Annotated in this window: 12 protein-coding genes; 2 read left to right on the forward strand and 10 right to left on the reverse strand. The window is 65.1% G+C overall.

Annotation, left to right across the window (positions count from 1 at the left end; genetic code table 11):
* Positions 1–189 precede the first annotated feature (189 nt).
* Positions 190–1,440: an ATP-binding protein gene (locus ACWKY3_RS07795; RefSeq protein WP_449315852.1), complete on the forward strand. Its 1,251-nt coding sequence runs from the start codon at positions 190–192 to the stop codon at positions 1,438–1,440.
* 140 nt (positions 1,441–1,580) lie between these two features.
* Here ACWKY3_RS07795 and ACWKY3_RS07800 read toward each other — a convergent pair whose 3' ends face one another.
* The 5 genes from ACWKY3_RS07800 to nrfD form a co-directional block, all read right to left on the reverse strand.
* Positions 1,581–2,972, reverse strand: coding sequence for a radical SAM protein (locus ACWKY3_RS07800; protein ID WP_449315853.1), 1,392 nt, complete (start codon positions 2,970–2,972; stop codon positions 1,581–1,583).
* Positions 2,973–3,208: 236 nt separating this feature from the next.
* On the reverse strand, positions 3,209–3,886 hold the full coding sequence (locus ACWKY3_RS07805; RefSeq protein WP_449315854.1) for a TorD/DmsD family molecular chaperone: 678 nt from the start codon (positions 3,884–3,886) through the stop codon (positions 3,209–3,211).
* Positions 3,887–3,941: 55 nt separating this feature from the next.
* Entirely contained in the window at positions 3,942–4,340 is a 399-nt protein-coding gene (locus tag ACWKY3_RS07810; protein ID WP_449315855.1) for a GntR family transcriptional regulator, read from the reverse strand.
* A gap of 44 nt (positions 4,341–4,384) precedes the next feature.
* Positions 4,385–5,305 carry a slipin family protein gene (locus ACWKY3_RS07815; protein WP_449315875.1) on the reverse strand — a complete coding sequence of 307 codons (921 nt, stop codon included), beginning with the start codon at positions 5,303–5,305 and terminating at the stop codon, positions 4,385–4,387.
* Between the two features lie 84 nt (positions 5,306–5,389).
* Entirely contained in the window at positions 5,390–6,325 is a 936-nt protein-coding gene (gene nrfD, locus ACWKY3_RS07820; RefSeq protein WP_449315856.1) for an NrfD/PsrC family molybdoenzyme membrane anchor subunit, read from the reverse strand.
* 234 nt (positions 6,326–6,559) lie between these two features.
* Between nrfD and ACWKY3_RS07825 the strand changes: the two genes are divergently transcribed.
* Entirely contained in the window at positions 6,560–7,114 is a 555-nt protein-coding gene (locus ACWKY3_RS07825) for a TetR/AcrR family transcriptional regulator (protein ID WP_449315857.1), read from the forward strand.
* Between the two features lie 18 nt (positions 7,115–7,132).
* Here ACWKY3_RS07825 and ACWKY3_RS07830 read toward each other — a convergent pair whose 3' ends face one another.
* The 5 genes from ACWKY3_RS07830 to ACWKY3_RS07850 form a co-directional block, all read right to left on the reverse strand.
* Positions 7,133–9,016 (reverse strand): hypothetical protein, encoded by a 1,884-nt coding sequence (locus tag ACWKY3_RS07830; protein ID WP_449315858.1) that lies wholly within the window; start codon positions 9,014–9,016, stop codon positions 7,133–7,135.
* Positions 9,013–11,130, reverse strand: a complete 2,118-nt coding sequence (locus ACWKY3_RS07835; RefSeq protein ID WP_449315859.1) for an efflux RND transporter permease subunit — start codon at positions 11,128–11,130, stop codon at positions 9,013–9,015. The genes ACWKY3_RS07830 and ACWKY3_RS07835 overlap by 4 nt, the downstream gene beginning before the upstream one ends.
* Positions 11,131–11,319: 189 nt before the next feature.
* The gene (locus ACWKY3_RS07840; RefSeq protein WP_449315860.1) at positions 11,320–11,865 is read right to left on the reverse strand and encodes an NYN domain-containing protein; all 546 of its coding nucleotides are present in this window, start codon (positions 11,863–11,865) and stop codon (positions 11,320–11,322) included.
* A 31-nt stretch (positions 11,866–11,896) separates the two neighbouring features.
* A complete protein-coding gene (rlmB, locus tag ACWKY3_RS07845; protein ID WP_449315861.1) occupies positions 11,897–12,643 on the reverse strand; it encodes a 23S rRNA (guanosine(2251)-2'-O)-methyltransferase RlmB in 747 nt (248 codons plus the stop codon).
* 239 nt (positions 12,644–12,882) lie between these two features.
* Entirely contained in the window at positions 12,883–13,674 is a 792-nt protein-coding gene (locus ACWKY3_RS07850; RefSeq protein WP_449315862.1) for a trimeric intracellular cation channel family protein, read from the reverse strand.
* Positions 13,675–13,725: the final 51 nt, after the last annotated feature.

Below are 13,725 nucleotides of genomic sequence, written 5' to 3' on the forward strand. Positions count from 1 at the left end.
AACAAGGTCGGGGGCAGGTGGGTGTGCTGCAACCTCAGGTCGAAGCAGGAGCGGCTCTTCTCGGCGCTCAACACGCCCTTGACGGTCGACTTCCTGCTCCAACATACCTAACTTTCCCAGAGTACGTGGTTAAAACGAAAAGCCACAGAGAAGCTGCTGTGGTGGAAAGAACATGCCTCAACTCGAGCTTTGCTCGTTGATGGCGCCCGTCAAGTTGGGAAAACTTTTTTGATACACCGCTTCGCAGAACAAAACTACGGCCATTTTGCTGAAATTAACTTTATTGACGATGAAGGCGCGGCGCGCGCACTACGTGAAGCCACAAATTCTGATGACATATTTGCCCGCATAACCTTGTACGCACGAGGAGAGTTCGTTCCCGGAGATACCTTAATTTTCCTCGATGAAATCCAAGAATGTATTGAGGTAGTTACCGCCATCAAGTTCCTCGTGCAAAAGCACCCCGAGTTTGATTGGATTCTATCAGGGTCGCTTCTTGGCACCGAAATGAGCAACGCGCGGTCCATCCCTGTGGGGTACCTTGATTCTTTCACTATGTACCCCCTCGATTTCGAGGAGTATTGTTGGGCAAAAGGTCTACCGCAAACCGCCCTCCATGCAGCGAGGGATGCTTTTACTGCGCGCAAACCTTTAGACGACTATATTCACAAAAAGCTTCTTGATGTATTCCATGACTACCTTCTTGTTGGAGGTATGCCTGCCGCAGTCCAGACATTTTTCAATAGTCAGAGCATGCAGGAAGTTCGCTCCATTCAAAAAGGTATTATTGATACGTACCGGGGAGACATATCGAAGTATGCCGGCAAGAAGGCACGAACGGTAAAACGAATTTTTGACCTTATTCCAGCAGAGCTTTCCGAACAAAACAAACGATTCACCATATCAAATGTATCAGGAGACGCACATTTCGACCGGTATGAAAACGACTTTCTCTGGCTCTCGGATGCCGGCGTGGCTCTGCCCACCTACAATGTGCGCGAACCAAGACCCCCTCTTCTCCTCTCCCAGAACTCAACGCTTTTCAAACTTTTTCTTTCTGACGTAGGGTTGTTGACCTACCTATGCGGACTAGAGGTCTCTCGAAGCATAATGGAAGGCCGGCGCGATGTGCTGTATGGAGCACTCTACGAGAACTACGTTGCCCAAGAGCTCAAATGTCGCGGGTTCCCTCTTTTTTATTACAAGTCATCTGCAAAAGGAGAGATAGATTTCCTCATTGAGACAGACATGAATAGAGTTGTTCCAATAGAGGTGAAATCCGGAAAAACGTATAAACGCCACAGCGCGCTCTCAAACGTACTCACCACAGAAAACTACGGCATAGATGAAGCACTCGTTCTGTGCGAGTCTAATATAGAGCAGAGCGGCAAGATCACCTATGCCCCTATCTATTGCACAACCTTTCTCGAAAAACAGTGACAGGAGATAGAACCAAAGCAGGCTCCCCGTTTCACGTGCTAGTCGTGCAAAATGGGAGTGTGTTTCACGTGCTAGTCGTGCATAAGATGATGGAATGGACCTTTATTTGCGTAAAACGTGCGGAAGCCTCCGTCGCCACATCACAGAACATCGCCCGCCGCCCGGTCGGCGCGGGCCGTGGCGTCGTCAAGCTGCACTGCGGGGGCCTTCGACAGCAACTCGAGCTTGAGCTCCCGCAACGCAAGCCCGCCCTCTCGCTCCACCACGACATTGGACGAGACGCACGGCTGGACGCAAACGCCATCGCCGGCACGGACCCGCGACGCCGCCTCCAGCCACTTCGGATGAAACGACGTCGAATCGGCTTCCTCGTCTTCCAGGAAATCAGCGCATCCCTGCGCTTTGAGGGCATCGCGCACCGCAGTCCGATCCGGCCCGAACACCACGCCGGCCTTCATGAAGAAGTCCCCGTAATCGAAAGCGTAACGGCGATCGATTGAAGCGTGCCGCCCGTTGATGGTCCGGATTTGGGCGCGATGCTTGTTTTCGAGCGAACAATAGTGCATCCCCAGCTCAAGACCCTGATCGCATGCCCACAGCATGAGGCGCAGGCACAGCTCCTCGCTTCCCTGCACCGCCAACGCGCCCGCGTACTCGTAGTCGTAAAGCACGTGGCACGGAGGGTTTCTGAGCGTGAGGCCCAACGACTCGAACACCGGCCAGTTCCACATGGCGTACGCGAACTCCAGCAGGTTGATCCCGTGCACCCCCATGTGGTCGAGGCGGACCAAAAGCTCTTTCATCTGGTCTTCCGTGCCGGGAATGGGCGGCATTTCCACCATGACGGTCGGGATGAACCCAAGCGCAGCCTCCATGTTGGCAAGCACCCGCTCCTGCATGTCGTCCGGATCGTCCTGCTTGACCGAGAACCGGATCTCGTCCAGCCCCGCATCGCGCAGGCGGGCCAGCAACTCACGGTCGAGCAGGTCCCCCGACGTGTACATGCGCAGATGGCATGCGGGGAACAGCTCGCGCGCCCGCGCGAAGAACGCGCACGCCTCGTCCGGATACAGCAAAGGCTCCCCGCCGGAAAGCGCCACGCACGCCGGAGGCCGATCGCCTTGCGCCAGCTCGTCGAGTTGTTCGCGCCAGGGAAACGGGTTGTCGCAATAGTAGGCGAATCCTTTTTGGTTGGGGTTGAAGCAGAAAAAGCAGTCCCGGTGGCAGTTGTTCGAAAGGGCGTAGGTGCGGCTCACGCACGAACCCGTGCACGCAAGGCAACCACGGCTCAAATGGCCCCGCGCAACGCTCGCCCCGCCGTTGCGAATGCGCGCGCCCTTCTTTTCAAGCTGCGCCATAAGCAGGCGAGCCTCTCGGCGCTCCTCGTCATACGGGGCGAACGACACGCCGGAGCTTTCCAGAACCCGCATGTGGTCGGCCTCTATGCCCTGATACAGCTCCAACGCCCTGCGAAGCGCCGGATTGCGATCCTTCCCGCAACGAGGAATCTGCGTCTGTTGAGCATCGTTCATATCGCCACCGTCCCCCATCGGATTGCATCGTGCAACCTGTCTGCCGCCCGCCTTTCGGCGGCCTGCTCGGCGTCCATCATTGTCGCAACATAGTGCGACAATGATGCAACCGCATTATAGCGCCTGCGTCAGGTGCGCCCCTGCCGCAGTCCGCGGATCACAAGCAGAGCGCATCTCCAAAAAAAGCGCGCGGCGTCCCACACTCGGGGGGCGCCGTGCGCTTCGGCGGGCGCGCCTTACCGCACGTACGCCGCAAGCAGCTGCGCGACGGCGCGGTAGTAGGAAACGCGCGCCTCGGCCTCAAGCTTCTCGGCGAAACGCGGGGCGAAGGTGCGCAGGTGATCGGCCACGAACTCGTCGTAGGCCGCGCCCGCGCCGCCGCCGGGGAACGCCTCGGCATCCGGCCCCTGCTCGTAGGGCTGCGCGATGCCGGCCTCGATGGAGGCAAGGTACTGCAGAAGCTCGAACTCCGTGGCAATGTGGTCGAGCGGGTCGTTGGCGCCGCCCTTCGCCTGCCCAAGGCCGCACGCCTTGCAGAAGCGCTCGACGGCCATCGTGTGCGGGTTCACGAACATGAGCGGCTGCACGCCGTCGTCCTGGGCGCGCCACATGCCCTCGTACGGACTGCATGCGGCCTGGGGAGCGCCCACGAACAGGCGCGTCGCCTCGGCGCGCAGCGCATGCAGCTCAACGTCGCGCACGTCGTCGGCCCAGCCCTTCGGCAACGCAAGCCCCAGCGCCCCCGCTATCTCGCGCGCGGCATCGGCCCACTCGCCCGAGGACACGATGCCCACCAACTCCTCGCCCGGGTAACGCAGACTCAGGGCCAAAAGCTCGCACGCCGCCGCCCTCGCCTGCCACGCCTCGGCGCCCGCGTTCGCCTCCGCAGTTGCGCCTTGCGTCGGTTCCGCCATGTCCGTCCCCTTTCTTCGCGACGGGCGCGCAGCCCGCCAGCCTCGTCCTTCGCCTCTACTTCGCCATCTTGCGATGGTTCAAACGCGCCTCCACCAAAGCCACCACGTCGTCGTCGTTCAAGCCAGCGGCCATGCATGCCCGTATCATCTCGTCCACCGCCAGCTCAAGCGAGCTGTCCGACGCGTTGGCCGCGCCCAGCTCGTGCCGATCGGCCACGAACGTGCCCCTGCCCTTGTGCGTGGAGATGTAACCCTCGCGCTCCAAGTCCATGTAGGCGCGGCTCACGGTGTTGTAGCTGATGTCCAGATCGACGGCCAGCGACCTCACCGTGGGCAGCTGGGCGCCCACCTCGAACCCGCCCGATCCTATCAGGTACGCAATGCGGTTCTTCACCTGCACCCATACGGGCAGGCCGCTGCCATGGTCTATCTCGAATGTCGCAAGCGGATTCATAGGCGTGTCCCTCATCGGATTGCTCTCCGCCTTATGATAGCAGATCAACGCCCAATGCCCTTCGAAGAAGCCGCCGCTGACGGCGAACCCGACCGTTCGCCCGCGTCCGCGAACCCGTCGGAGAACGACGAGGGCACCGTGACCACGGCCCCTCCGGACTTCCGCACCGTGTCGTACTGCATGAGCATCGTGCGCAGCTTGAGCGCCGCGTCCGGATCGCCGTAAACGCGCGCCGCCTCGGCCAGCATCTCCGCCAGCTCCGCCTCCGCGCCCGCCACGGTCATGCGCGCGTTGCGCTCGCGGTCGGCCTGCGCCTCAAGCGACATGGCCTCCTGCAAATCGTCGGGGATGACGATGTCGCGCACCTTCACCGATATGATGTCCACGCCCCAGCCGGCCGCCTCCTTCTCGATGTCCCGCTCTATCTCCATGTCCAGCTGATCGCGGCGCAGCGCCACCTCGGCCACCGTCGAGCGGCCCACCGCCTCGCGCAGGGCGGTCTGCGCCAGAAACGAAACGGCGGCGTAGTAGTCCTCCACCTCGGTGCACGCCTTCTCGGCATCCCACACCACCCAGAACAGCACGGCGTCCACGGTGACGGGCACCAGGTCGGCCGTCAGCGTCTTTTCCGCATAAAACGGCGTGGCGATGGTGCGCTGGTCCACGCGGATGGTGCCATGCTCGATGACGGGGATGGTGAAGTACGGACCCGGACCCACCACGCGGTTCACCTTTCCCAGCCGCAGCACCACCACCTTCTCCCAGGAAAGCGCGATGTGAACGGACGACACCGCCGCAAGCCCGACCAGCAGCATGGCCGCCACCGCGCCGAAGCCCACGCGCCCGAAGGCAAGCTGCGCCACCGCCAGCACCGCGGCGCAGGCGACCGCGAACACCGCGATGCCGAAGATGAGCGCCCCGTTGCGCGACGACTTGCGCGGCACGTACGACGCGTCAGAGCGCATCGCCGCCTCCTTGCCGAACGAGTCGCGCGCAACGCCTCCTGCCGTCCGGTCGAGCCTTCCATCTCCCATGCTTCCGCCCTTTCCTCACATCGCCAAGCCGAACAGCGCGCCCGGCATCTGCGTCACATCGTACACGGCAACCCCCACCATGCAGCAGCGCAGCGCGAACCCGCCCGCAAGCAGGCACGCAGCCGTCCCGAGCATCTGAGAGCGACGACCATCGCGCACCAAGAACCGCTCCAGCACGAACGGAACCGCAAGCCCGCACGCCGCCACGCCGCCCCAGAACAGCGGCGCCAACTCGCCGGCGACCAGCGCCTCGGCAGCCGGCGCGGTGCCTTCGCCGCCGAGCGCCCACGCCAGGTACGCGGCCAGGCACAGCGCCTCCACCGCCACAAGCACCCCGTCCGCGCGCGCCACGTGCGCAACCGGCGGCCCCGCCGGAAAGCGCGCTTCTGTGAACCCCGCCGCCAGAAACACGCACGCCGCCCCGCACGAGAGCGCCGACAGGGCGAACAGCGCAGGCAGCAGCGGCGTGTTCCAAAACAGCACCGAAGCCAGGCTCTGCAGCAGCACGCCCGCGTACGTCACGGTGACCAAGCCCGACGCAACACCCGTTGCGGCCAGGGCCGCCGCCGCGCCGCGGCGCGGGTTCGGACCGTCTGAGAGCGCCAGCCACGCGAACGCGCACGAGCAGGCAAGCGACGCCGCGAGCGCGTAGGCCCCCACAGCCACGGCGGAGGGCGTGGGCGTGACCAGCAAGTTGATCACGCGGTCCGGACGGCCCAGATCAGCGAGCAGGCACAGCATGCCGGCGGCAAGCGACACCGCGCACACGGGCCAGGCCCGCGCGAAGAACTCGTTGGGAAGGCGCAGCGCACGCTCGAGCCGAAGCGGCTCGGCAGGCGGCCCCGGCCAGCGCGAGCGCACGTTCGCGCATTCGAGCGCAGAGAGCACCACAAGCGCGCCGCCCCCAACGCCGCCAAGAAACAGATACCCCGTCACGAGCATGCTGAACATGCGCACCCCGCATCCCCCGTTCGAGTGCGCCGCCGCACGAGCGCCGGGTCCTCCGAAGCCCCGGCCCTGCAGACGGCGCCTGCATTGCCTCATTGTCGCAATGTACCAATACATAGCGACAATTGCAAGGCCGCGCGAACCCTCCGCACGGGACGCGACGGCCCCGTGCCGTATAATGGACGCGCCCCGCGCCGAACGCGCGACGGCGGCGTGCGACCGACGAAGGAGGTCCCCATGCAGACCGGCAAACTCGACCGACGCGTCCTCTACACCAAACGCGCCCTCACCGCCGCGCTCGTAAACCTCATGCGCGAAAGCCACATCGACAAGATCTCCGTGAAGGCGCTGTGCGAGGCGGCCGATGTGAACCGCAGCACCTTCTACGCCCACTTCCGCAACCAGCACGACCTGCTTGCCCACGTGGAGGCCGAGGCCCTCGACGACCTGCGGACGCGCCTGCTCGCCGACAGCGAGCCAAGCACCCGCACCGTGGTGAAGATACTCGAATACGCCCAGGAGCACGCGGATCTGTTCCTCATGCTGCTCGAAGGAAGCGACGGGAGCTTCCAGCGGCAGATCATGGAGCTGGCGCACCTGGCGGACCTCCAGATGCCGCAAGAACCGGACGGAGCGGAGGCCGAGACGCTGGAGTACCGGTACCTGTTCGCCGTGAACGGGGCGCTTGGCATGCTCTCGCACTGGCTGAAGAAGGGCACGCCCCAGTCGCCCGAGGAGATGGGAGAGCTGCTCATGCGCATGATCAGCCACGGCGTTGAGCTGCGCCCCTGAGGGCGACCGGAAGCGCCCTTACGAGAACAGCGCGAGGAAGCGATCCCAGATGGTCTGCTCCGGCTCCTCTTCCTCCGCCTGCGGCTCCTCGGGAAGCTCGATGCCCTCCGCGGCCATGACGAACTGCACGGCGCCCACGCCTTCGTTTTCCGGGGATGCGAAAGACACCGGATCGAACTCGGGAAACTCGTAGCCGGCCGTCATCTCGGCGATCTGCTTGCGAACGGTTTCCGGCAGCGCGGCGGTGGAGGCGTTGAGTTGGCCCATGCCGCCGCTCAACTCCCCCGCCCCGCTCGCCAGCTGGCCGGTTCCGCTCGAAAGCGACGCGGTGCCCGATTCCAGCTGCGCGTAGCTCGACGCCAGCGCCGACACGCCCGAGGCGTATTGAACCAGCCCCTCGTGGAACCGGCCGTAAGAGTCGGCGAGCTGCGACAGGCCGTCCACCAGCTGCCCGATCTGCGAGAGCTGTCCGCTCGCGAGCGCCGCATCCACCTGCGAAGCCGTCTGGCGCAGCGCGTCGGCCTGCTGGACGAGCGCCGATGACGAAGCGGAAAGCGCGGCGTCGGCGCCGTCGAACGCCTGCTTGCACGCTGCCCAGGCGCCCTTCGCCGCCTGGGCCGCCCGGTAGGTTTCGACCAGGTGGTTCAACGTGACGGCGTCGCCTGCGGTGCCCTGCGCCTGCGCAAGGGCGTAAAGGCTCGCCAGGTCCTCCTCGGACACCGCGGCGTCGGGCACCCCCGCCATGGCGGCATCGAGCGCGCCCACGGCCTGGGAATAACCCTCCTGCGCCGCAGCGGTGCCCTGCGCGAGCGCGTCCATGCCATCCGCCAGCCCGCCAAGAGCAGAACCCAGCTGCCCCAGCTGATCGAGCTGCGACAGATCGGCCCCCGCCAGCGCCGAGGACGCCCCGTCAAGAGCCGACTTGATGGAGGCCGACGCGTCCACAAGCGCGCCCGACGAGCCGCTCACCTGCGCCAGCCCCTCGCCGAACGCCGCCGATCCGGAAGCGAGGTCCTTTGCGCCCTTCGTCAGCTGATCGACTCCCGAGGCAAGCGACGACGTCCCCTCGGCCAGGCGGCTCACGGCGCTCGAAAGGTCGTCCATGCCCGAAACCATGGAGGAGGTGTCGGGCATTTCGACAACCGACGAGTACGGCAGCGCCGCTATCTGCACGCCGTCCATGTGGAAGCCCTCGACCCGCGCCGTCAGCTCGAAGTCCCCGTCGTGGCCCGGCAGCGCCGTGAACGCCACCGTGGTGTCCTCGCCTAAGCTGGCGATGGTCGCCCCCTCGCCCTGCACGTCGAAGGCCACGCCGCCGGGAAGCGTGAACGTGATCTGCAGCATGAAGCTGTCGTAGAAGGCCGATTCAGCCACCGCCTCGTTGCGCGACGTGGTCAGATGGATAGCCAGCTTCCCGGACGCGCCCGCCAGCTCCTCGGCCGGCACCTCCTTGCCGTCCAGCCGGTAGGAGATCGCCACGTTCCACGGAAGCTCCGCGCGCGCCGCGTCGCCTTGGTAGTACAGGGTGCCCTCCTCGGCTTCGAACACCGTGGCGTCGCCCTCGCGCGAAAGCTCCGCCTCGCTCGTCAGGTTTTGCACCGCGGCGTAATCGCCGTGATCGACGACGGTTCCCGCCGCCTCCACGTCAAAGCGGTTGACCACGTAGACGTCCCGCACGCCGCCTTCCGCCCCAAGGGAAGCGTAGACGACTTCCGACTTCTGCCAGACCGCCGTCGAGGCGTCCTGCCCGGCCGCGACCGCAGGCGCCGAGGACGCCGACGCGTCGCCTGCCGCAGCCCCGCCATCCTGCGCGGCAGCAAGCGCCGCGGGCACGCAGGCGCCAACCAGCGCCGCAGCCACAAGCGGTGCAAGGCCCGCGCGAGCCAGGGAATGTTTTCTCACGATGCTCCTCCTTCGTTCGCAGGAAGGTCCGAGGTGCGCGCCGGCGCGAAGTCCGCGCGCCACGTCGTGCGGCGGATTGCGCCGTCAAGCAACACCAGCAGCGCCGGCAAAAAGCATGTCACCAGCGCAAACGACAAAATGGCGCCGCGCGCCAGCAAAAGCCCCAAACTCGCCACGGCCGACAGCGTGGACGAGAACGCCAACGCGAACCCCGCCGTGGCCAAAATGCCGGCCGACACCATGAGCGAGGGGAAGGTGCCGCCCAAAGCGCGAAACACCGCCTGTCGCGGCGGCAGCTCCTTGCGATGGCGCAGGTAGTGCGTGGTCAGCAGAATGGCGTAGTCGATGGTGGCCCCCAACTGCACCGTGTTGATGACCAAATAGCCAATGAAGTTCACCGCATCTCCCGTGAAATACGGAATGGACAGATTGATCCAGATGCCCGACTCAATGGTCAAAAGCAAAATGAGCGGCAGTGCCGCGGAGCGGAACGTCACCACGAGCACGATCAGGATGGCGATCACGGCCACCACCGACACCACCACGTTGTCCACCGCCACGATGTTCTTCATGTCGTAGAGGTTCGCCGACTGACCGGCCGTGTAGAACGTCTCGTAGCGCTTTCCCGCCGCCTGCTGGACGGCCTCAACCGTGGCGAACGCCTCGTCGCTTTCCACGTCGGTGTCGGTGTAGGCGATGATGCGCGCCCAGTTCGGCGAGTAGAACTGATCGAGGACGGCCTGGTCGAGAAAGCCCTGGGGTATGGCGGCGCCCACCGTGTTCGCATAGGAGATCACGCTCGTCACGTGGTCGATCTTCTCCAGGTCGGCCGAAAGCGCCGCCTCGGCGGCCACGTCGCCGCGCGGAACCAGCACCACCATGGCATTTTGCTGACCGAACTCCTCCTGAATCATGAGGGTGTCGGCCCCGGCGCGCAAACCTGGGTCGGGCTGGCTGTTCTGATAGGAGAACGCCGTGTGGGACTGCCCCAAAAAGGCCGGCACCACCAGCGCGAGCACCAGCACGAGCGCCGGCACGCGCACCTTCGCCAACACCGCGCCCACGTTGCGAAACGAAGGGAGGAGCGCCCGGTGGGCCGTCCGGTCGATGAGCTTGTACAGCAAAAGGGTGAGCGCCGGCAAGAACACCATGACGGTGACGAAGCTGAACACGATGCCCTTGACCAGGTTGACGCCCAAGTCGGCGCCTATCTGGAACTGCATGAACGACAGCGCGGCGAACCCGAAGAGCGTGGTGACGGCGCTTGCGGCGATGGTGGAAAGCGACAGGCGCATGGCGCGCGCCATGGCGCGCTCGGGCGTGGGCTGCACCGCGCGCTCGTCCGCGAAGGCATGCAGCAGGAAGATGGCGTAGTCAAGCGACACCGCCAGCTGCAGGATGGGGCTCACGGAAAACGTGATGAACGACACCTGGCCGAACACGATGTTCGTGCCCATGTTGATAAGGATGGACACCCCGATGGCGCCGATGAACAGCACCGGCTCGATCCACGACCGCGTGGACAGGATGAGCAAAAGCAAGATGATGGGCACCAAGATGAGCGCGGCCTTGCCGGCCTCTTCGCCCGTGCTGGCCGTGGTCTGCGCCGTGTCCGACGCGTCGCCCGACACCGCGTTGTTCGGCCCCGCCTCGTCCACGAGCGCGCGCAGGGCGCCCACCGCCTGCCCTTCAGCCCCTTCGGCCACGGTGACCTGGAAAAGCGCCGCGCCGTCGCGATAGTACGTCTCCACCGTGGCCTCGTCGATCATCTGGAGCGGCACGGTCACGTCCGCCACGTCGTCGAGCCACATGACGCCCTCCACGCCGTCGATGGCGGCCACCCTGTCCTTGAAGGCGAGCGCCTGAGCCACCGACATGTCGCGCACGAGCACGTTGGCATTGGGAACGGCCTGGGAGAACTCTTCGCCCATGATGTCCACGGCGGTGGTGGACTGAGCCTCGTCGGGCAGGTAGTCCACCATGTTGTAGTTCACGCCGACGAACGGGATGAGCGCCGCGCACACGACGGCAAGGGCGCCAAAGGCCGCCACGACCGCTTTGCGGTGCGCGATGACGCCCTCTATGGCGCGGTCGATGAGGCTCGGACGTTCCATGGGAGCGCTCCCCCGTTCCGTGTCGCAGGTACCCTACACTCTGCATGATAATCAACACGGTGTAGGGAAACAACCGACACGGACAAGCTCGACTGCCCGTATCCCGACACATCCGCCCCCTCTGTCGGGGATTCACAAAAGCCGCAGAAGGACCCCACGCCAACCCGCCGTCGAACGGGCGCCGGATCGCTAGCGGGGGCGCTCACCGTCGCGGAGGGCCTTTAGCTTGGCCAGCACCTCGGGGCTCACCCGCTCGGCGAGGGTGTTCTTCCGCGCCGTCTTCGGCGCCTCGTCCAAGCGGGCATCCTCGTAGTACATGCCCACCTCGCGGCTGAAACCGTCGGCGCTCATGCGGTCGCAGCCGTTGCCGAACACGGTGTCTTGGATGGTGGCGTCGCTGGTGACCACAAGCGTTTCCACTTGCCGCTCGCGCGCGTCGTGGGCCAGCTTCTCGATGACCTTGTCGGCGGATTGGCCCGCCGGGCTGAACATGATGCGCACGCCGCCCACGGTTTCCGTCTCCCCCGTGGAAAACGCGTTGCGGCCGCCGTCGAACACGATGATGGCCCGCCAATCGTTGCCGGCGTAGTTCACCACGTCGTTGATAAGGCGCTCGCGCGCGACGTTGAAGGCGTCGTCGGTGTAGTCGGGGTCCTCTATGCGGCGGTAGCGGATGCCCGAGCGCAGGACGTTGTATCCGTCCACGATGAGGAGCTTCTTGCGCTGACGGCCCACAGCTGGCCCTTCGCCCTCTTCTGCCCGCAGCCTAGCGGTTCTGACGGAGCCACTCGTACATGCAGGCCGTGGAGGCCTGCGCCACATTGAGGGATTCCACCTTGCCCTCCATCGGCAGCCGCATGAACAGGTCGCAGTGCTCGAGCACCAGGCGGGAGACGCCCTCGCCTTCGTTTCCCACCACGAGCGCGATCTTGCCCTTGAGGTTCACGTCCCAAACCTCCTGATCGGCGTGCTCGGTGGCCGCCGCCACCCAGAAGCCCTCCTTCTTGAAGCGCTCGATGGTCTGCACCAGGTTGGACACCTGAGCCACGGGCAGGTGCGCGATGGCGCCCGCCGAGCTTTTGTAGGTGGACGCCTCCACGCGGGCGCTGCGCTTGTTGGGAATGACCAGGCCGCACGCCCCCACCGCTTCGGCGCTGCGCGAAATGGCGCCCAGGTTTCCCGCATCGGTCAGATGGTCGAGCACCACCACGAGGGCGCGCCCGTCATGCTCCTCGGCGTAGCGAAGGGACGCATCGATGATGTCGCCGGCTCCCACGTAGGGAAACGGCGCGGCCTTGGCTATGACGCCCTGGTGGCTTCCGCGGGCCGAGCGCTCGTCCAGCACGCGGCGCGGCACCATCTCCACCCGCACGCCTGCGCGCTTCGCCTTGCGCAAAACGTCGTTGATCAGAGGGTCTTTCTGCACGTTGTCGGCCATGAACACGTTCGATATGGGCACGCCGGTGCGCAGTGCCTCGATGACGGGACGCTTGCCCTCTATGAAGTCAGCCATGTGATGCGCCTTTCGGGAAGAGCCGGAGCAGCCACGTGCGCCGGTTCGGGAGTTTCAACCGCTCGCAAGTGTACCACGCCCCGCGCGCCCCGACCCGCCCCGCAACGCTTCCCCGGGAAAAGCGCAAACACCCCTTGCCTTTCGCGGAGAAATTCGAATGTCGGCAACATGGTTCGCGGCGCGAATCCGCGTTCGAGCGAGGCGCGGCTGCGCTGCCTGCGCGTTCGCGTGTTGGGTCGCTACTCGTCCCGGCGCCTCCCAAGCCAGCGGCCGCGATGCGAGCGCGTGCTCTTCGCCCGCCCGGTTCGGCCGCCGTGCAGAAACACGCCGGACGCCACGCGCCAGACCTTGCCCACCCCGCGCGCCACATGGGGCGTGAGGTCGGCCTCGCTGCGCGTCTTCCAATCGTAGTAGACGCTCCAATAACGCAAAGACACCACCGCGAACACGCACACCACGCCCGCAATGGGAAGCGGCGCGCCGAAGGAGGCCAGGGTGACGAACGCAAGCGAGCCGCCCAGGCCCGCCACCGCATAGAAGTTGCTTTGCTTGAAGATGCCCGGCGTCTCGCCCACGCAGATGTCGCGCAGCGCGCCGCCGCCCACCGCCGTGATGCCGCCGAGGATGACCGATATGACGAACCCCTGGTCGCAGGCGAACGCCTTGCTGGCGCCGGCGAGGGCGAACAGCCCCACCGACAGCGCGTCGGCGAAAAAGACCGTGGCGTCGAGGTGCCGGAACAGCCCGCGGAAGTAGAACACGAACGCGCAGATGACGATGCAGATGACGATGAGGTCGGGATGCGAGGTGAAGTACACGCCGCGATCCTGCAGGAGCATGTCGCGGATGACGCCGCCGCCGTAGCCGGTGAGCAGACCGAGCACCACCGTGCCGATGATGTCGAGTTTGCGGTCGCACGCGAACAGAGCGCCGGTCAGCACGCCGACGATGACGGAGAAGTAGTCGATGCTCCACGGAACGGTGAGCACCCGGGAGTCCGTGAAAAGCTGCTGGAGAGCGCTGGCGTCCATGGTCCTCGCGAAGGTCGGGGCCGCCCGTTGCGGCCTGCGCGCCTATGAAAC

The sequence above is a fragment of the Rubneribacter sp. genome (genome assembly GCF_965361815.1).